This window comes from Streptomyces sp. A0592 (genome assembly GCF_004795115.1).
Taxonomy (GTDB): domain Bacteria; phylum Actinomycetota; class Actinomycetes; order Streptomycetales; family Streptomycetaceae; genus Streptomyces; species Streptomyces erythrochromogenes.
In genome coordinates, this window is sequence record NZ_SSBM01000017.1 from 121,363 (window position 1) to 139,299 (window position 17,937).

General features: G+C 73.6%; 18 protein-coding genes. 15 read left to right on the forward strand and 3 right to left on the reverse strand.

Features of this window, described 5'->3' with window-relative positions:
* The first annotated feature begins 67 nt into the window (after nt 1-67).
* From E6U81_RS39965 to E6U81_RS23750, 5 genes are all read left to right on the forward strand, one after another.
* A complete protein-coding gene (locus E6U81_RS39965; RefSeq protein ID WP_168714716.1) occupies nt 68-238 on the forward strand; it encodes a hypothetical protein in 171 nt (56 codons plus the stop codon).
* Nucleotides 239-508: 270 nt separating this feature from the next.
* Complete coding sequence (locus tag E6U81_RS23735) at nt 509-1,375, forward strand: MIP/aquaporin family protein (RefSeq protein WP_136232103.1); 867 nt, start codon at nt 509-511, stop codon at nt 1,373-1,375.
* Nucleotides 1,376-1,453: 78 nt separating this feature from the next.
* The gene (gene glpK / locus E6U81_RS23740) at nt 1,454-2,971 is read left to right on the forward strand and encodes a glycerol kinase GlpK (protein ID WP_136232104.1); all 1,518 of its coding nucleotides are present in this window, start codon (nt 1,454-1,456) and stop codon (nt 2,969-2,971) included.
* Between the two features lie 154 nt (nt 2,972-3,125).
* A complete protein-coding gene (gene abc-f / locus E6U81_RS23745; protein ID WP_136232105.1) occupies nt 3,126-4,775 on the forward strand; it encodes a ribosomal protection-like ABC-F family protein in 1,650 nt (549 codons plus the stop codon).
* Nucleotides 4,776-4,951: 176 nt separating this feature from the next.
* Nucleotides 4,952-5,692, forward strand: a complete 741-nt coding sequence (locus tag E6U81_RS23750; protein ID WP_136232106.1) for a class E sortase — start codon at nt 4,952-4,954, stop codon at nt 5,690-5,692.
* Here E6U81_RS23750 and E6U81_RS23755 read toward each other — a convergent pair.
* The gene (locus tag E6U81_RS23755; protein WP_136232107.1) at nt 5,689-7,761 is read right to left on the reverse strand and encodes a SpoIIE family protein phosphatase; all 2,073 of its coding nucleotides are present in this window, start codon (nt 7,759-7,761) and stop codon (nt 5,689-5,691) included. The genes E6U81_RS23750 and E6U81_RS23755 overlap by 4 nt on opposite strands.
* Before the next feature lie 249 nt (nt 7,762-8,010).
* On the opposite strand from E6U81_RS23755, the gene E6U81_RS23760 reads away from it, so the two are divergent.
* Nucleotides 8,011-8,550: a hypothetical protein gene (locus E6U81_RS23760; protein WP_136232108.1), complete on the forward strand. Its 540-nt coding sequence runs from the start codon at nt 8,011-8,013 to the stop codon at nt 8,548-8,550.
* A gap of 75 nt (nt 8,551-8,625) precedes the next feature.
* On the opposite strand, the gene E6U81_RS23765 is transcribed toward E6U81_RS23760, so the two are convergent.
* Nucleotides 8,626-9,171 (reverse strand): GNAT family N-acetyltransferase, encoded by a 546-nt coding sequence (locus E6U81_RS23765; RefSeq protein ID WP_136232109.1) that lies wholly within the window; start codon nt 9,169-9,171, stop codon nt 8,626-8,628.
* A gap of 270 nt (nt 9,172-9,441) precedes the next feature.
* Here E6U81_RS23765 and E6U81_RS23770 point away from each other — a divergent pair, with 270 nt between their 5' ends.
* From E6U81_RS23770 to E6U81_RS23810, 9 genes are all read left to right on the forward strand, one after another.
* Nucleotides 9,442-10,041, forward strand: a complete 600-nt coding sequence (locus tag E6U81_RS23770) for a hypothetical protein (RefSeq protein ID WP_136232110.1) — start codon at nt 9,442-9,444, stop codon at nt 10,039-10,041.
* Complete coding sequence (locus tag E6U81_RS23775; protein ID WP_136232111.1) at nt 10,020-11,234, forward strand: cytochrome P450; 1,215 nt, start codon at nt 10,020-10,022, stop codon at nt 11,232-11,234. Before E6U81_RS23770 ends, E6U81_RS23775 begins: the two co-directional genes overlap by 22 nt.
* 79 nt (nt 11,235-11,313) lie before the next feature.
* A complete protein-coding gene (locus tag E6U81_RS23780; protein WP_136232112.1) occupies nt 11,314-11,877 on the forward strand; it encodes an RNA polymerase sigma factor in 564 nt (187 codons plus the stop codon).
* The gene (locus E6U81_RS23785; protein ID WP_136232113.1) at nt 11,874-12,731 is read left to right on the forward strand and encodes a zf-HC2 domain-containing protein; all 858 of its coding nucleotides are present in this window, start codon (nt 11,874-11,876) and stop codon (nt 12,729-12,731) included. Before E6U81_RS23780 ends, E6U81_RS23785 begins: the two co-directional genes overlap by 4 nt.
* 26 nt (nt 12,732-12,757) lie before the next feature.
* Nucleotides 12,758-13,564: an ABC transporter ATP-binding protein gene (locus E6U81_RS23790; RefSeq protein WP_136232144.1), complete on the forward strand. Its 807-nt coding sequence runs from the start codon at nt 12,758-12,760 to the stop codon at nt 13,562-13,564.
* Nucleotides 13,561-14,943, forward strand: coding sequence for a hypothetical protein (locus E6U81_RS23795; RefSeq protein ID WP_136232114.1), 1,383 nt, complete (start codon nt 13,561-13,563; stop codon nt 14,941-14,943). The genes E6U81_RS23790 and E6U81_RS23795 overlap by 4 nt, the downstream gene beginning before the upstream one ends.
* Nucleotides 14,940-15,515 (forward strand): hypothetical protein, encoded by a 576-nt coding sequence (locus E6U81_RS23800; protein WP_136232115.1) that lies wholly within the window; start codon nt 14,940-14,942, stop codon nt 15,513-15,515. The genes E6U81_RS23795 and E6U81_RS23800 overlap by 4 nt, the downstream gene beginning before the upstream one ends.
* A gap of 98 nt (nt 15,516-15,613) precedes the next feature.
* Nucleotides 15,614-16,309: a hypothetical protein gene (locus E6U81_RS23805; RefSeq protein WP_136232116.1), complete on the forward strand. Its 696-nt coding sequence runs from the start codon at nt 15,614-15,616 to the stop codon at nt 16,307-16,309.
* Nucleotides 16,310-16,339: 30 nt separating this feature from the next.
* Nucleotides 16,340-17,557, forward strand: coding sequence for an FAD-dependent oxidoreductase (locus tag E6U81_RS23810; RefSeq protein WP_136232117.1), 1,218 nt, complete (start codon nt 16,340-16,342; stop codon nt 17,555-17,557).
* 69 nt (nt 17,558-17,626) lie between these two features.
* On the opposite strand, the gene E6U81_RS41965 is transcribed toward E6U81_RS23810, so the two are convergent.
* Nucleotides 17,627-17,821, reverse strand: a complete 195-nt coding sequence (locus E6U81_RS41965; protein ID WP_346766166.1) for a hypothetical protein — start codon at nt 17,819-17,821, stop codon at nt 17,627-17,629.
* Between the last annotated feature and the right edge of the window lie 116 nt (nt 17,822-17,937).

Sequence of the window (17,937 nt, forward strand, 5' to 3'; positions counted from 1 at the left end):
TCAGCGTGGTGGAAAGGATTCCGAGGAAGCCAAGGAATCCTCACCCCCTCAGAAGGAGTCTGCCGTCATGGGCGGAATGAAGGACAAGCGCCAGGAACCGGGCAAGGGCCGCGAAGAACAGCGGCGCCCGCAGAGCCCCGGACAGGACCCGGTCCACCCCGAGCCCCGTCGGCCGTCCGGTCAGCCGGGCCGCGCGGACGAGTCCCGCGAAGACGGCCCGCGCGACGACGGCTTCTGAACCGGAGCCGCTGAGCATTCGCGCTTCCTGGCGACACCCACGCACGCAGGGCCCGGCCGGAGCCTGTAGTCACCCCGGCCGGGCCCTGTCATATCCGCGGCGGATCCGCCGGAGAGGCGGCAGGACGAGGGAGGAACGAAGGACCCGCACTTGGGCAACCGCGCCGGCAGGACCTGCCGTCCTTCGGGCGGAGCCGGCCCGTCCTGCGGTCAGACAGAGGACTCGGGGCAGTTCGAAGCCGGTCTTCGGCCCGGCGGGAAGCGGGCATCCATGACGGAGCGCTTCAAAGGGTCGGGGCTGGTCGGCGAGCTCTTCGCCGAGTTCACCGGCACCATGATCCTCATCCTGTTCGGCTGTGGCGTGGTGGCCCAGGTGGTCGCCGGCGGCGCCCTCACGGATCCCGCGGGTGGCCTCGGGAACCACGACAGCATCGCCTGGGCCTGGGGTCTCGCAGTGACCCTGGGCGTCTACGTCGCGGCGAGGCTGAGCGGTGCTCACCTCAATCCGGCGGTGACCGTCGCGCTGGCCGCGTTCAAGGGGTTTCCGTGGAAGAGGGTGGCCCCCTATGCGCTGGCCCAGGTGGCCGGCGCCTTCGTGGCCGCCCTGATCGTCCGCTGGAACTACACCGAGGCGCTGGCCGCGGCGGACCCCGGCCACACCATCAAGACGCAGGGCGTCTTCTCCACCCTCCCGGCCAACGGGAACACGAACCTGCCGGTGACCGAGTGGGGCGCACTGCGCGACCAGATCATCGGCACCGCCATCCTGCTCCTGCTGATCTTCGCCGTCACGGACCTGCTGGGCACGCCGCCCGGCGCCAACCTCGCCCCCTTCATCGTCGGTCTGATCGTCGTGGCGATCGGCATGGCGTGGGGCACCAACGCCGGTTACGCGATCAACCCGGCCCGTGACCTCGGCCCCCGCCTGGCCAGCTACCTGACCGGATACGGCGGGGCGTGGCGAGACCAGTACGGGCAGCTGTACTTCTGGGTCCCGATTGTCGGCCCCTTCATCGGCGCCGTGCTCGGAGCCGGCCTGTACAAGGTCCTCATCGGCCGGTTCCTGCCGGAGGCCGAAGTGGAGCCCCCCGGACTGGTGCCGGAACCCGAACCCGAACCGGAACCGGGGAAGAGCTGACAGCGCACGGGACGGCCCGGCCGCGGCCGCCCGTCCCGGCCGGATCCCCACACGCGGAACCCAGAGGAGGCGCACCCCATGGCTGACTTCGTCGGCGCGGTGGACCAGGGCACCACGAGCACCCGTTTCATGATCTTCGACCATGCCGGCAGCGAGGTGGCGAGGCACCAGCTGGAGCACTCCCAGATCCTCCCGCGCTCGGGATGGGTCGAACACGACCCGGTGGAGATCTGGGAGCGCACCAACTCGGTGATCCAGAACGCCCTCCGGCACGGCAACCTCGAAGCCTCCGACCTCGCGGCCGTCGGCATCACCAACCAGCGCGAGACGACCGTCGTCTGGGACCCCCGCACCGGGCGCCCCTACTACAACGCGATCGTCTGGCAGGACACCCGTACCGACTCCATCGCCGCGGCGCTGGAGCGCGGCGGCCAGGGCGACGTCATCCGCCGCAAGGCGGGGCTTCCCCCGGCCACCTACTTCTCCGGCGGAAAGATCCAGTGGATCCTGGAGAACGTCGACGGGGTGCGGGAGGCCGCCGAGAAGGGCCACGCCCTCTTCGGCAACACCGACTGCTGGGTGTTGTGGAACCTCACCGGCGGCCCCGACGGAGGCGTCCACGCCACCGACGTCACCAACGCCAGCCGCACCATGCTCATGGACCTGGAGACCCTCGACTGGGACGACGAACTGCTCGGCTTCTTCGGCATCCCCCGGTCCATGCTGCCCACGATCAACCCGTCCTCCCACCCCGAGGCGTACGGACGGACCCGCACCTCCCGGCCCTTGCGGGAGGCCATTCCCATCACGGGCGTGCTCGGCGACCAGCAGGCGGCCACCGTCGGCCAGGTCTGCTTCGCGCCCGGCGAGGCGAAGAACACGTACGGGACCGGCAACTTCCTGGTCCTCAACACCGGGACGGAACTCGTCCGCTCGCAGCACGGCCTCCTGACCACCGTGGCGTACCAGTTCGGCGACAGCCCCGCGGTCTACGCCCTCGAAGGCTCCATCGCGGTCACCGGCTCCGCCGTGCAGTGGCTGCGCGACCAGCTGAAGATCATCACGGACGCCGGCGAGAGCGAACGCCTGGCCCGCACGGTCGAGGACAGCGGAGGCATCTACTTCGTCCCCGCCTTCTCCGGCCTGTTCGCTCCGTACTGGCGCTCCGACGCCCGCGGCGCCATCGTCGGCCTCGCCCGCTACCACGACAACGGCCACCTGGCGCGGGCCACTCTGGAGGCCATCTGCTACCAGAGCCGCGACGTCGTGGAAGCCATGGAGCAGGACTCGGGCGTACACCTCGACGTGCTCAAGGTCGACGGCGGCGTCACCGCCAACGACCTGTGCATGCAGACGCAGTCCGACGTCCTGGGCGTACCGGTCAGCCGCCCCGTCGTCGCCGAGACCACCGCGCTCGGCGCCGCCTACGCGGCCGGCCTCGCCACCGGCTTCTGGCGGGACACGGACGAACTGCGCACCCACTGGCAGGAGTCCAAGCGCTGGGAGCCCCAGTGGTCGCAGGAGCGGCGCACGGAAGGCTACGAGGGCTGGAAGCGGGCGGTGGAGCGCACCCTGGACTGGGCCAAGGTCGAATAGCGCCGCCGGAGGAGGCGGCATGAATGAGTTGAGACGAGACGCATCGTCTTGCTATGGTCGATGTATGTCCTTCTCCTGCTTCCCCTGAGTCCGGGCACGGCGGCCCCGCCGCCTCCGCCGCCCGTCGACCCTTCACGTCACCAGGGAAAGCACCATGCGCGAACGCGCCCGCACCGCCGTGCCCGCTGCCGTGGCACAGCTGTCCGTCAGGGACGTCTCCAAGTCCTACGGCACCCGGACCATCCTCGACCAGGTCTCCTTCACCGTCCGCCCCGGCGAGAAGGCGGCCGTCGTCGGCGAGAACGGATCCGGCAAGTCCACCCTGCTACGGCTCCTGGCCGCAGCCGAGCCGCCCGACACCGGCGAGATCACCGTCAGCTTCCCCGGCGGCACCGGGCACCTCGCCCAGACCCTCGATCTGGACCCCGGCCACACCGTGCAGGACGCCGTCGACCTGGCCCTCGCGGACCTGCGCGACATGGAGCGACGGCTGCGCGCGGCGGAGGAGGGCCTCGCCGAGGCGTCCCCCGCCGAACTCGACGCCTACGGCGAGCTGCTGACCGCGTACCGGGAACGCGGGGGCTACGAGGCGGACGCCCGCGTCGACGCCGCCCTGTACGGCCTCGGGCTCGCCGGGACCACCCGCGACCGCACGCTCGGCTCGCTCTCCGGCGGCGAGCAGTCCCGGCTCGCGCTCGCCTGCGTGCTGGCCGCCGCGCCCGAACTGCTGCTCCTCGACGAGCCGACGAACCACCTCGACGCCGCGGCCGTGCACTGGCTCGAAGAGCACCTGCGCGCCCACCGGGGCACCGTCGTCGCCGTCACCCACGACCGGGGCTTCCTGGAACGCATCGCCACCACCGTCCTCGAGGTCGACCGGGACGCGCGCACCGTGCACCGGTACGGCGACGGCTGGCCGGGCTACCGCGCCGCGAAGGCGGCCGCCCGCCGGCGCGCGGAGCAGGAGCACGCGGACTGGCTGGCGGAGCTCACCCGGACCGAGGACCTGCTCGGAGCCGCCGCGAAACGCCTGGCCGCCACCGGCAAGGACCCGCGGCAGGGCTTCGGCAAACACCGCCGGTCGCACGAGGCCAAGCTCGGCGGACAGGTCCGGGCCGTCCGGGACAGGCTGGCCCACCTGCAACGCAACCCGGTGCCGGCACCGCCGGAACCCCTGAGGTTCACGGCGGCGCTGTCCGCGGCGGGCGGCGGGGGCCGGGACGCCGACACCCCGCTCGCCGAGCTCGACGGCGTGGCCGTCGGGGACAGGCTCCGCCTCGACGGCCTGCTGGCCATCGCGCCGGGGGAGCGACTGCTGGTCACGGGCGAGAACGGGGCCGACAAGACCACCCTGCTGCGCGTCCTGGCGGGCGACCTGGAGCCCGACGCGGGGGCCGTGCGCCGCCCGGCCCGGATCGGGTACCTCGCGCAGGAGCTGCCCGCCCGCTCCACCCGGCTCCCGCTGCTCGCCGCCTTCGCGGCCGGGCGGCCCGGGCCGCCCGAGGAGTACGCCCGGCCGCTGCTGGCCCTGGGCCTGTTCCGCGAGGAGGACCTGCACGTCCCGGTCGCGGCACTGTCCTCGGGCCAGCAGCGACGGCTGCAGATCGCGAACCTGGTGACCCGCCCGGCGGACCTCCTGGTCCTGGACGAGCCGACGAACCACATCGCCCTCGACCTGGTCGATGACCTGGAGGCGGCCCTCGCCGCGTACCCGGGAGCGGTGGTCGCGGTCTCGCACGACCGGGGCTTCCGCCGACGGTTCCCGGGGGAGCACCTGGAGCTCCGCGCCGGCCGCAGGCCCTGACCGCAGTCCCGTTCCCCCGGGCCCCGGCGCCGTCCGCCGGCCCGGGCAAACGGGCGCGGGGAGCGAGGTCACAGACCCGGACCCTTATGGACTTCTTGCTCCGTATGTCACCCTGGCCGTCACCGGGTCACCCACCTGCCGCTCGACCCGGGCGACCGACCCCCACGGATGCGCCCATGCCCCCGCCGTTCCCGTCCCGAGCCGTCCCCGCCGTACTCGCCGGCGCCGTGACCGCCCTGCTGGCGGCCTGCGGGCCCTCGGCCGCCGCCGGCCCCGCGGCCCCGCCCAGGACGGCCGCGGCACCCGCGACCACCGGCTCCGCTCCTGCCACCGCCCCGGCCCTGCCCGCGGCCACCGCGGCACACGCACCCGCGGCCACGCCCGCCAAGGACCCTGTCGACGTCCGCACCCGGGAGTCGGTCCTGTCCATACCCTCCGCGGGCATATCCGGGCTGCGCGTGGTGCCGTACGAGGGCACCACCGACGACGTGCCCGGCACCCGCATCCAGGACCGCGGTCACGCGGCCAGCCCGTACGGGAAGCGGGGCGGGGTCGGACCCGGCCAGGTGGGGAACTTCCTGGTCACCGCCCACCGCCTGTCGGCCGGCGGCCCGCTGCGGGACCTTCCCGCCGTCGGCGAGGGCGACACGGTGACCGTGGTAGCGGGCGGGGTGGAGTACACCTACGAGATCACCACGACCCGCAAGACGTCCTTCCGGTCGCAGCGCTCCCTCGACGAACAGCGCGCGGCGGTCCCCGGCTCGCCCGGCGCGACCCCCACCCGGGCCATGATCACGATCTCGACCTGCGCCACACCGGAGGACCACGCCGAAGGCAACTTCTGGAGCGACGCCCAGGGCAACCCCGAGCACCGCATCGACAAGATCGGAGTCCTGCGCAGCACCACCACCCCCTAGGGAGCGGCGCGGCGGATCCGGGCCAGGACCAGGACCGTGTCGTCCGTCGCCTCGTCGGGCAGCAGGTTCGCGATGATCCGGTCGGCGGCCTCCTCCAGCGGCCCGGTCACCGTGCGCAGCTGGTCCCGCAGCGCGTCCAGACCTGCTCCGATGTCCTGGCCCCGGGCCTCGATGAGGCCGTCGGTGTAGAGGGCGAGGACCGCCCCCTCGGGCAGGTCGATCGCAGACGACCGGTAAGGGACGCCCCCCACACCCAGCGGGATCCCCAGGCCCTCGCCGATGGTCTGGACGGTGCCGTCCAGGTGGCGCAGCAGGGGCGGCGGATGGCCGGCGTTCGCGATGCGGGCGCGGCCGGTGTGTGGGTCGTAGACGAGGTAGAGGCAGGTGGCCAGCTGGATGCCGGACTCCTGGGCGCACGTGTCGAGTTCGGTGAGCAGCGCCTCGGGGGTGCGGCTGTGGGCGGCCACGGCCTTGGCCGTGATGCGCAGCCGCCCCATCGAGGCGGCGGCCGGTACGCCGTGCCCCATGACGTCACCGACGACGAGCGCGACCCGGTCGCCGGGCAGGTTGATCACGTCGTACCAGTCGCCCCCGACCTCCGTGATCCGGCTGCCCGGGAGGTAGCGGTGGGCGACGCTCACGTGGGCGCCGGATGCCACGGCGCTGGGCAGCAGGGCGCGCTGGAGGGTCAGCGCGATGTCCTGGACGCGGCCGTACAGGCGGGCGTTGTCCAGGCACAGGGCGGCGCGGGAGGCCAGCTCGCCGGCGAGGGTGACGTCCTGTTCGGTGAAGGCCGGGCGGTCGGTGGACCGGCCGAACATGGCGATGCCCTGGACCGTGCCCCGTGCGATGAGCGGCGCGAGGACGATGCCGCCCAGACCGCTGTCGAGCAGCAGGCGGGCCCGGTCCTGGTGGGCGGCCGTACGGGTCGCGAAGGCCTCGTCGACGACGACCGAGAGCGGGCGGCCGCTGCTCAGCATCTGGTGGATGCCGGAGCCCGGCGGGTATGTGACCCGCTCCAGGCCGCCCACCAGTTCGGTGGCGGGCGGCGGAAGGACCGTGTCGGCGGCGATCCGGCGGGTGGTCAGGGGCAGCGCGGGGTCGAACCGTTCGTCCTCGTACATCCACTCGACCATCTCCACGACGGCGCCGTCACAGAAGTCGGGCATGACGGCGTCGATCAGTTCGCGGGCGGTGACCTCCAGGTCCAAGGTGGTGCCGACCTGGGCCGATGCGCGGTCCAGGAGGTCGAGCCGCTGCCGGGCGGCCGTCGCTTCGAGCAGGGCCTGTTCCCGGTCGGTCACGTCGACGAGCAGCCCGCCCACGCCGGGCCGGGTGTCGCCCGCCCCGCTCAGCGGGAAGAAGCTCACGGAGCGGACCTGGTCCCGGTCGGGCCGGCCCGGTGTGCGCAGCCCCACCAGCGCGCCGACGAGGGGGTCGCCCTTCTCGGCCACGGCCCGGAGCATGCGCTCGTACTCGCCCCCGTCGGAGGTGACCATGATGTCGGTCATGCGCCGCCCGAGGTGCTCCAGGACGGGGAGCCCGTCCATGTCGGCCAGCACCTGGTTGAGGTGGACGTACCGCAGCTCCTCGTCGAGCATGACCAGGCCGATCGGGCAGGTCTCGAAGAGGGCGTCGAGGAAGACGAGGTTCGTCTTGACCCGGTCGAGCTCGTCGCCCCTGCTGGCCAGTCCCATGACCACGGAGTCGCCCGCGGTCCCGGTCACCGGGAACACCCGGAAGCCGCAGTCGAAGACCCCGGTCTCACGGTGCCGGGCGGGCATCCGGACCCGCCAGTAGCCGAGGCTCCGGCCGCGCTCCACCAGCTGCGCGGCCCCGCCGGCGGTTCCCGGGGCCGGGTCGGGGAAGAGGACCGAGGCCGGCTGCGACAGCACCTCTTCGGCCGTGTGGCCGAACAGGTTACGCGCGCCCGGGCCCCAGTAGCGGATCCGCTCCTCGTCGTCCATGCCGAACACGGCGACCGACACATGCTCCAGCAGGGACCCCGGCTCGGACCGGATCGGACCGGAGGCGCCGTCGCCCGCACCCCCTGGCCGGTCCGATGGCATCGCCAGGCCCCCCTTCGATCGAGGTCTCTCCTCATTGTGCCCGTCATCCGGGAGGCGGACCTCACGGCGCGTGCCGGGGCGGCCCCCATGTCGTACCGACCGGTAATTCAAGCCAAATATTGCCATGCACCTGACAGGCTCCTGACACTTCAAGGTGGCTGTGGGACGCTCCCGGCACGCACTCCGCACCCCCTGAGAGGCCCAGCGCCTCGCCCACCCCCACCAGTACGTGGCATGGAGGAGCGACCCATGAGGCACACCGCGCACATCTCCCGCACCACACGACTCGCCCGCGTCGCCGGGATCGCGACACTCGTCGTCGCGGCGGGCTTGGCAGGTACCGGCACCGCCCTGGCGTACGGCTCGGCCGCCCCGGCCGCCGACCAGAAGGTCGACGGCGTGATGGTCGTCGCCGGCAACAGCTGCAGCTGGACGAACGGGAGCACCAGCGCCGCCGCCCCGAACGCCCTCACCGTCGACCGCACCACGATCAACACGCCGGGAGGCAACCTCGCCTGCGGTGGCGGTATCGCCGCCACCCTCAACAACAACCCCGCCTTCACGTTCGACGACGCGGCCGGCACGGCCCGGACGGATCTCATCGACATCACCGGCCGGCAGAGCTTCATCTCCTGCCGTTACAAGGCGGCGAACATCGTGTGGGACCGCGACGGTACGACCCGGAAGTACCTCAACCGGGCCTTCACCGCGACCAAGGCCTCGGGCAGTTTCCTGTGCCCGGGCTCGGTGACCACGCCGGCCGGGGACGCGTCCATGCTCTTCCGCTGAGTCCGCTGAGCCACCCGTCCCACGCCCGTCCCGCGCCCGGTCCGCCTCCCGGTCCCGTACCGGGAGGCCGGCCGGTCACAGGGCGTCGAGCAGCATCAGAACCTCGTCCCGGGTGTCGTCGGGTGCGAGGCGCAGGGCGCCGGGCCAGCGGCCGACCTCACGCCATCCGAGTCGGCCGTAGAAGCCCTCGAGGCCCTCTCCGCCCCGGGCCGCCAGACGGAGCTGTTCCAGCCCCAGTTCGTCGCGGGCGGCCTCCCGCAGCTCCCGCATCAGGGCGGATCCGACTCCGCGGCCGCGGAACCCGGGGCGGGACTGCAGGTGGTGGACCGTACCCCAGTGCTCCACGAGCCGGTGGGGATCACGTCGCAGGACGACCCAGCCGGCGAGGACGGCGCCGAACGCGGCGGTGACGAGCAGACTCCGCCCCGGATGGAGTCGGCCGAGGAGCTCGTCCACGACCGGAGCCACCTGTTCGTGGTCCACGGGCGGGAAGGGGAACCCCGCGGCGCCGCCCGAGTTGGAGACCTCCGTCCAGCAGTCGATCAACTGGTGCCGGAGAGCGGGAGCCACCTCGCGGCCGTCGGAGATCCGGGCGAGTTCGGGCAGGGTGTCATCCGTCATGAGAACGAGCATGTCAGCCGGTTCGGACAGCGGGACCGGCCCCGACGAGGGCGTCGGCCCGGCCCGGCCGGCGCTCGACTCTTGGACTATGCCGATGACCACACCCGACACAGCGGTCCGCTCCGCCGTGGACCTTCGACGCCGCGATCGCGGAGCACAGCATCTTGTGGCTGGAAGCGGCCCACGGGTCCCTCGCCGCCCTCCCCAAGGAGACGCTCGTCGAGCACTCCCGCGACCTGGGACCGCATCTGGCCGCGCAGTTGGGGCGAGATGCCGCAGTGGCACGCCGCCGTCTACAGCGTGTTCGTGGGCGCGCTGGTCGAGTGGAACGCGGACGCCGTGGCCTGTGCGCGCCCCCTCCTCGCGGGGCTGCGGGCGATCGGGGGAGAGCCCGGCGTGCACGGTGTAGTCCGGGAGAAGGCTGTACCGGCTGATTCCGGCGACGGTGACGAGCCCGCCGGGCCGGGCGACCCGGACGGCCTGGGCGGCAATCCGGTCGGCCCGGGCCGTGAGGTGGTAGAGCGGGCCGAGGAGCAGCACGGCGTCGAAGGAGGCGTCCTCGGCGAGCCGGCGGGCGTGGGTGCCGGGACCGCCGCCGACGTCGAGGATCCTGGCCGGTCCGGGCGGCACAACGGCCCGGATCAGCTCCTGGGTCCGCAGGAGTTCGAGGCGTCCCGTCGCGGTGGTGTGGAGCCGCTCGGCTTCGCCGAACTGCGTGTAGTAGTCGGTGATCTCCCTCTCGACCGTGCGAACGCTCCTTCCGGTGGGTGCGTCGAGGCCAGGGGCACCCCACACCGGCGCGGACGGACCCGAAGAGCCGCTCGCCGCATGACCCTAAGGTTGGCCCCATGGATCTTCAGGGCGAACTGATCGAACACCCCCACTCCGTCCACGACCGGTTGCGCGACACCGCACCCGTGTGCCGCATCACCGGCACCGACGGCACCCCGGCATGGCTGGTCACGCGGTACGACGACGTACGCGCCGCCCTCGCCGATCCCCGTCTGTCCCTGGACAAGTCCCATGCTGCGGAAGGCGGTTACCGGGGGCTCTCGCTGCCGCCGGCCCTGGACGCCAACCTGCTCAACATGGACCCCCCCGACCACACCCGCATCCGCAGGCTCGTGAGCCGTGCCTTCACCCCGCGCCGCACCGAGCAGCTCCGCGCACCCATCCGCGCGACCGCGGACCGCCTGCTCGACGCCCTCGGCCCGGCCGGAACCGCCGACTTGGTGGCCGCCTACGCCGCCCCGCTGCCGATCGTCGTCATCTGCGACCTGCTGGGCGTGCCGGAGGACCGCCGCCTCGACTTCCGCACCTGGACGGACGCGCTCATCGCCCCGGACCCCAACCGGCCCCGCGCCGCGAAGGAAGCGGTGGTGGCGATGCTCGGCTTCTTCACCGAACTCATGGCGCACAAGCGCAGCCGCCCCGGCGACGACCTGCTGTCCGACCTGATAGCCGTCCGGGACGGGGACGGCCGGGACGGCGGTGGCGACGGCGGCGACCGGCTCAGCGAGGACGAGTTGATGTCGCTCGCCTTCCTCATCCTCTTCGCCGGGTACGAGAACACCGTCCAGCTCATCGGCAACGCGATCCACACGCTCCTGGAGCACCCCGGGGAACTCGCGCGCCTGCGCAAGGACCCGTCCGCCCTCCCGGCCGCCGTCGAGGAACTCGCACGGTACGAGGGCCCCGCGCCCCTCGCCATCCGCCGCTTCCCGACCGAGGACGTCACCATCGCGGGGGTGACCGTCCCGGCGGGGGAAACGGTCCTGCTCTCGCTCGCCTCGGCCAACCGCGACCCGGCCCGCTTCCCCCGCCCCGACCTCCTCGACCTGGACCGAGACACCTCGGGCCACCTCGCGCTCGGCCACGGCATCCACTACTGCCTCGGCGCCCCACTGGCCCGCGCCGAGACCGAGATCGCCCTGGCCGCCCTCCTGGAGCGCTACCCCGTCCTCGAATCCGCGAGCCCCGCACCCCGCTGGCGGCCCTCCCTGCGCGCCCGCGGCCTGACGGAGCTTCCGGTCCGCTACGACACGGCGGGTGCCCCGCACTGAGCCCCGCCGGGGCGCCGGCCCCGTGACCCAGATCACCCCGAATCGAAAACCCGCAGGCCGAACCGGGCGTCTAGCAGGCGTGAGATCAGTCAGGGCGGCGGCGCCGCACGAAGTGGACGAGGAACGCCTCGTCCGGCTCGTGGCGAAGGGCGACCGTGCCGCATTCGAGGAGTTGTACCGGCGCACGTCGCCGTGGCTGGCGGTGCGGCTGCGCCGCCGCTGCGCCGACGAGCAGATCGTCGCCGAGGTCATGCAGGAGACGTACCTGGCGGTGTGGCGCGCGGCCGACGCGTTCGCCGGGAGCGCCGCGGGCGGGACCGCCGTCGGCTGGGTGTGGACGATAGCGGCGCGCCGCCTCGTCGACGCCTTCCGGCGCCGCGCCCACCACGCGCAGCCGCCACCCGCCGCGGCCCCGCAGCCGGTGGCGCCCGCGGCCGAGGAGGAGGCGCTCGCCGCGACCGTCGGTTCCGACGTCGGCGACGCACTGCGGCGCCTCGCACCCGAGCTCAGACAGGTACTCCAGGCCATGGTCCTCGACGGGCTGTCCGTCCGGGAGACCGCCGTTCTGCTCGGACTGCCCGAAGGCACGGTCAAGACCCGCGCCCGCAGGGCCCGGATCGCGATGAGGGAGGCGCTGTCATGAGCGTGGAACACGCTTCGGGGCGGATCGTCGACGCCTACGCGCGCGGTGACGAGGACATCGCAGCCGACGAGTTGTGGGCCCTGGAGGCCCATCTGGAGGCCTGCCGGGTCTGCCGTGACCGGCTGGCGGCCGCCGTGGCGCAGCAGGCGCCCGGCGTGATGGCGTTGGTCGACACCGTGTGGTCCGGCATCGAGGCCGAGCTGTCCGCCGCCCCGGCCGTGCCGCACACGCGACGACGCAGGTCGGCCGGCCGGTCGGCCCGCCTGTCGCGGAGGCTGTCGAGATGGCTGACACCGACGATGGTGCCCTGGCTGGCCATGATCGCGACCGTGACGGTGCTCGCCCTCGTACTCGACCTCGCGGGCCCGGGCATCGGTACGGCCGCCGGCGAGGTGTCGCTCGTACTGCTGCTCGCCCCGGTCCTGCCCGTGCTCGGCGTCGCGGCGTCCTGGTCGCGCGGCCTGGACCCCGCGTACGAACTGACGGCCTCCGCGCCCCGGGCCGGGCTGCCCCTGGTACTGAGGCGCACCGCCGCCGTCCTCGCCGTACTCCTCCCCGTCCTGCTCGTCGCCGGATGGGCCACCGGGGTCATGCTCGTGCAATGGCTCCTGCCCTGCCTGGCCTTCACCTCCGCGACCCTGGCACTCGGCGGTGTCGTCGGCGTCACCCGCGCCGCCGTCGCCCTCGTGGCCGTGTGGGCCGCGGTGATCGTGGCGCCGACCCTGGCCGCCGGCCGCGCCGCCCTCGCCCTCCAGAGCGCCGGACTGCCCGCGTGGTGCCTGGCCCTCGCCCTCGCCACCGCCGTCGTCATCGCCCGCAGGGGCGCCTACTCCGTACTCGGAGCCCATCGATGACCACCCACCGGAAGGACCCCACCACCATGCGCGCGGTGAACGCCGCCGACCTCGCACCCACCGCCTACGCCTGGGAGATCCAGGCCCGCGGACTCAAGGTCACGGTCGGCAGGAACCGTACGGCCGTCGACGGGCTCGACCTGTCGCTCGGCACCGGAGTACACGGCCTGCTCGGCCCCAACGGGGCGGGCAAGACCACCCTCATCCGAGCACTCGCCACCGTCCTGCGCCCCGCCTCCGGCACCCTGGAACTGCTCGGCGAGTCCGTCGGCGGTCCCGGCGGACACCGCGCACTGCGCCGCCGGATCGGCTACCTGCCGCAGGAGTTCGGCTACTACAAGCGCTTCACCGTGCGCGAGTTCGTCGAGTACATGGCCTGGCTGAAGGAAGTGCCGGAAGCGGACATCCCCGGCGCGGTGCAACGCGCCGTGGAACGGGTCGGCCTCGCCGACCGCGCCGACCACCGCATGAAGACCCTGTCGGGCGGGATGGTCCGCCGGGTCGGCATCGCCCAGGCCATCGTCAACGACCCGAAGGTCCTCCTCCTCGACGAACCGACCGTCGGCCTCGACCCCGCGCAGCGGCTGCGCCTGCGCCAACTGCTCCAGGAACTCGGCATGGACGCCTGCGTGGTCGTCTCCACCCACCTGGTCGAGGACGTCGCCGCCGCGTGCACCGACGTCGTGCTCTTCGCCGAGGGCCGGCTGGTCTTCCAGGGCACCCCCGACCAGCTCGCCGCCGCGGGCGGCCCCGAGGACGTCGGCGACAGCCCGCTGGAGCGCGGCTACTCGGCGCTCCTGCTCGACCCCCGGGAGCAGAGGGGGAACTGGTGAACTTCCGCGTCCTGCGCATCGAACTGCGGCGCTCCGTCGCCCCCTGGGCCGGACTCGTGCTCCTCGCGGCACCGCTGGCGCTCCTCTACCTGATCCCCGGACTGTGGTGGACCGGCACCGCGCGGTGGACGGCCCAGTGGACCTCCATGGCCCTGTGGACCCGTTCCCTGCTGATCCTGCTGTGGCCGGTTGCCGTGGGACTGGGGGCCCTCCAGGGACTGCGGGACCACCGCTCCGGGACCGCCGAACTGCTGGCGAGCACACCGAGGCCCGCCCGCCACCGGGCCGCCGCGCTCGCCGGTGCCACAGCCCTGACGCTCACCTCGGCCTTCGCGCTCGTCGTCCTCGTCGGAGCCGTCCAGGTGCTCGCCGGCACCGGCTACGCGCACTTCGGCTGGCTGCCGATCTCGCTGGTGGGAGCGCTCTCCCTGGGGGCGGGCGCCGTACTGGGCATGGGAGTCGGGCGGGCCGTGCCGTCCGTGCTGACCCCGCCCGTACTGGCCGTGGCCGCCCTGGTGTTCACCAACGTCCTGCGCGTCTCGGACGAGAGGGCGGTACCGGAGGCAGCCGTCCCCAACCGTCTCTCCCTGCTGTCACCGGCGGTGGCACAGGTACGCGAGGTGCTGTTCACCCTGTCCGCCTCCGTGCACGTCGGACAGACGCTCTGGCTCCTGGGACTGGCCGCGACCGGCTTCGCGCTGCTGGCCGCGGCGACCCCGCGCGCCCGGCTGCTCGCCCTGGCACCCGTCCTGGCGGGCGCGGCGCTCGCCCTGCTCGTCCTGCCCTCCGACCCGCGCCGGACGTACGTCGTCGACGAGGCGGCCGCCCGGCAGGTGTGCGACGGCCCCGTGTGCGTGACGAACACGCACCGGGCACGACTCGCCGACCTCACCGGCCCCGGCCGGAAGGCCCTGAGCCTGCTGCACCGGGCACTGGGCGACGGAGCGCCGGTCGTCATCCACGAGAGCACCACCCCGCGGGAAATCGGCGCCACCCCGGAACGCTACGACGGCGTCCTCGTGGTCGACTTCGACGACGAAACGATCGCCGGCGCACGCGGCGACGCGCTGGTCAGGGCTCTGGTCGCCCAGGGCATGGCCCCCGTCTGCCGCCCCCGCAGCGACCGTGAGGGCGGTCCGGCCGTGGAGACCGTCGCGCAGAGCATCGCGGCGGCCTGGGTCCTCGGCGACCTCCTGCCCCTCGACGGCAACGGTCACTCCAGGGCCGAACAGCTCACCCTGGCCGAACCGGTGTGGCAGGAGCTCAAGGCGCTGCCGACGGACGAACAACTCGCACGGATCAACGCCGCGCGTGCCGCCGCGCTCGGCTGCGCGGGCGACCCGCTCGGCGCCCTCGCCGGAAAGGCCGAGTCGCCGTGAGATGGCTGGTGCTGTACGCGCGTTCGCGGCAGGTGCCCGCGGCGCTCGCCGCAGCGGTGACCGGCGCGCTGGGGGTGTGGGCCCTGGCCGGGGACGGCGCCGCCGCCCCCGGCGATCCGCGTCCGGCCGCACTCGTCCTCGCCATCGCGGCCGCCGCGGCCTCGACCGGACTCGGCGGACAGGACCCGGCCCTGGACCGGACCGCCGCGATCCGCTGGTGGACCCGCAGGACCGCGCACGAACTGCTCGCGGGCACGTCCGCCTGCGCGCTGCTCCTCGGGCTGCGGATCCTGGGCGAGGACCTCGCGACCGCCGCGTTCGTCGTCAGGGACGCAGCAGGGCTGATGGGACTCGCCGCCCTCGGAGCGGCGCTGTGCGGTGCGGCGTACGCCTGGACCGTGCCCGTCGGGTGGCTGGCCCTCTCGTCGTTCTCCCCGCCGCTCACCGGCGTGCCGCTGGAGGTCGTGACCTGGATGCTGCAACCGCCGGGTACGGCGGCGAGCACCTGGACCGCGCTGACGGTCGCGGCGGTCGGCACCGCCGCCTACGCGGTGACCGGGCCGAGAAGGTGACCGGGCCGGTACGGCACGAGCTGACGCTCGACAGGCGACCGCAGGGTGAGCCGGGCCGCCCGCCGGTGCGGGAGCCGTGTCTGCAAGGATCCGGTGCCATGATCGCAAAACCCTCCGACGACCTGGCCGCCGCCTTCGCCCGCCTGGGCGGCGAGGACGACGGGCAGGTCTGGGGCGACCTGTGGAACGACCTGTGCCACCAGGGCTGCGTCTACGACGACAGCTTCCTCGCCCTCCCGTACCTGGCCGCCGTCGCGGCCGGCCGCGCCCCCGGCGCACCGGACGAGGCCGTGTCGATGGCCGGCCTCATCGTCTCGGCGGCGGACGAGGAGCAGACCGCGCGCTACGCGGAGGAGATCGCCGTCTTCCTCCGGACGGCCGGCCGGCTGCTCGGCGAGACCGGCGACGACGCCCCGGCCTTCGTCTACCTCCTGCAAGGCATCCTGGCCTTCGAGGGCGAGCGGGTCTGGAGCCCGGGCCGCCTGGAGGGCCTGTTCACGGAGGAGTACGAAGTCGACTGCCCGGCGTGCTCGTCGACGCTGTTCGTCGCCTTCGGCGAGTACGGAACGTTCGCCTCGGCCGGTGACTACGTCACGTCAGATCCGGTCAAGGCGGCACTGCTGCCCGCGGACCCGGCCGCCCTTGACCCGTTGCCCGCCCGCCTGCACCGTATGGCGACGGAGGCGGGGCAGGAGAAGGTCGCACACGGTCTGACGTACCTGTTCGGCCGGGCGACCTGCCCGGACTGCGAGGACGTCTTCGCCGTGTCGGACCAGGTCCTGGAGACGTACTAGAAGGTGCGCGAACCGAACGGAGAGGTGTTCATGCAGAGACGCCACGCGGTGGTGGCCGGGGCCGGAATCGGCGGCCTCACCGCCGCCATCGCACTGCACCGCCGCGGCTGGCGGGTCACCGTCTGCGAACGCGCCCCCGAACCCCCCGGCACCGGCGCCGGCATCGGACTGGCCCCCAACGCCCTGCGCGCCCTCGACACCATCGGTGTCGACGCGGCCCGGGCCGCCGGCAGCGCCGTACCCGCCACGATGGGCGTTCGCCGCTCCGACGGCCGGTGGCTCACTCGCGCCGAGACCTCGTACATGGCGGCCCGCTACGGCATGCCGCCGATCGCCGTCCCGCGGCCGGCCTTCACCGCGGCACTGGCCGCCGCCCTCCCGCCGGAAGCCCTCCGCTACGGCACCACCGTGACCGGCGTGGACGACGCCACCGGCCGCCCGACCGTCCGTACCGCCGAGGGCCCGGACCTTCCCGCCGATCTGGTCGTCGCCGCCGACGGGATCCACAGCCCCCTGCGGCGCGCGTACTTCCCCGATCACCCCGGCCTGCACTACATCGGCGAGACGGCCTGGCGGACCCTCGTCGACGCCCCGGACCTGCGGATACCTTCCATGAGCGAGACGTGGGGGCGGGGGGAGCGCTTCGGCGTGACACCGCTCGCCGACGGCCGGTACTACCTCTACGCCACCGCTGTCGTCCCGGCCGGCGCCCGGCCGGCCGACGCCCGGGCGGAACTGAGCCGCCGCTTCGGCTCATGGCACGATCCGATCCCGGCCCTGCTGGACCGCGTCGGGCGCTTCGACCCCGCCGACGTCCTCCAGAACGACCTGTACGACCTGGCCGCGCCGCTGCCCCGCCTGCACCACGGCCGGATCGCCTGGATCGGCGACGCCGCCCACGCCATGGCCCCCAACCTCGGCCAGGGCGGCTGCCAGGCCATCGAGGACGCGGTGGTCCTCGCGCACCTGCTCCCGGCCGGAGGCACCGGGGACACCGGGCACACCGGCGACACGGGCGGCCGTGCAGACTCCGGCGACGCCGTGCCGACGGCCCTCGCCGCGTACACTGCGGCCCGCCGCGGCCGTACCGACGCCGTCCGCCTCCGTGCCCGCCGCGTGGGCCGCCTGGGCGCCCTCCGCAACCCGCTCGCGGCGACGGCCCGGGACCTGGCGGTCCGCGCGACACCGAACCGCCTGGCACTGCGCGGCATGGACGACCTCTTCAACGGCTTCCGCCTCCCCGGGTGACCCGCATCCTGCGCTCGGCCAGGACGTCGAGCACGCAGCGGAACGGGTCGTAGGGCTCTCCGTCCGGCGTCAGAGTGTGGGACAGTGCTCGCGCGCCACGGCGGAGTCCTGCCGGAGCAGCGTCGCTGGGCCGGAGTGGCCGAAGCCGCCCAGGCAGTCGGCGAGGGCGTGCAGGTCGGCGCCGAGGTAGCCGCCCGGCCCGCCCACCGCCTTGCCGAGCGCGAGGTAGAGCCCCGGCACGTCCGTGACGTGCCGGCCGTACAAGACATGGGCGTGGCCCGAGGGCCGGTCGGCCGCGCTCCCTGTCGGTGCGCGTGTACCGCGTTCGCCCGCGACGGGCTTCGCCCTCATCCACGGGGAAAATCATGCCCCGTCCCACC

Bases quoted from the DNA above. Each gene is read 5' to 3' on its own strand.
- E6U81_RS23770 (WP_136232110.1), top strand. From the start codon at position 9,442: ATGCCGCAGTGGCACGCCGCCGTCTACAGCGTGTTCGTGGGCGCGCTG.
- glpK (WP_136232104.1), top strand. From the start codon at position 1,454: ATGGCTGACTTCGTCGGCGCGGTGGACCAGGGCACCACGAGCACCCGT.
- E6U81_RS23735 (WP_136232103.1), top strand. From the start codon at position 509: ATGACGGAGCGCTTCAAAGGGTCGGGGCTGGTCGGCGAGCTCTTCGCC.
- E6U81_RS23765 (WP_136232109.1), bottom strand. From the start codon at position 9,171: ATGACGGATGACACCCTGCCCGAACTCGCCCGGATCTCCGACGGCCGC.
- E6U81_RS23750 (WP_136232106.1), top strand. From the start codon at position 4,952: ATGCCCCCGCCGTTCCCGTCCCGAGCCGTCCCCGCCGTACTCGCCGGC.
- E6U81_RS23760 (WP_136232108.1), top strand. From the start codon at position 8,011: ATGAGGCACACCGCGCACATCTCCCGCACCACACGACTCGCCCGCGTC.
- E6U81_RS39965 (WP_168714716.1), top strand. From the start codon at position 68: ATGGGCGGAATGAAGGACAAGCGCCAGGAACCGGGCAAGGGCCGCGAA.
- E6U81_RS23810 (WP_136232117.1), top strand. From the start codon at position 16,340: ATGCAGAGACGCCACGCGGTGGTGGCCGGGGCCGGAATCGGCGGCCTC.
- E6U81_RS23805 (WP_136232116.1), top strand. From the start codon at position 15,614: ATGATCGCAAAACCCTCCGACGACCTGGCCGCCGCCTTCGCCCGCCTG.
- E6U81_RS23785 (WP_136232113.1), top strand. From the start codon at position 11,874: ATGAGCGTGGAACACGCTTCGGGGCGGATCGTCGACGCCTACGCGCGC.
- abc-f (WP_136232105.1), top strand. From the start codon at position 3,126: ATGCGCGAACGCGCCCGCACCGCCGTGCCCGCTGCCGTGGCACAGCTG.
- E6U81_RS23755 (WP_136232107.1), bottom strand. From the start codon at position 7,761: ATGCCATCGGACCGGCCAGGGGGTGCGGGCGACGGCGCCTCCGGTCCG.
- E6U81_RS23790 (WP_136232144.1), top strand. From the start codon at position 12,758: ATGCGCGCGGTGAACGCCGCCGACCTCGCACCCACCGCCTACGCCTGG.
- E6U81_RS23775 (WP_136232111.1), top strand. From the start codon at position 10,020: ATGGATCTTCAGGGCGAACTGATCGAACACCCCCACTCCGTCCACGAC.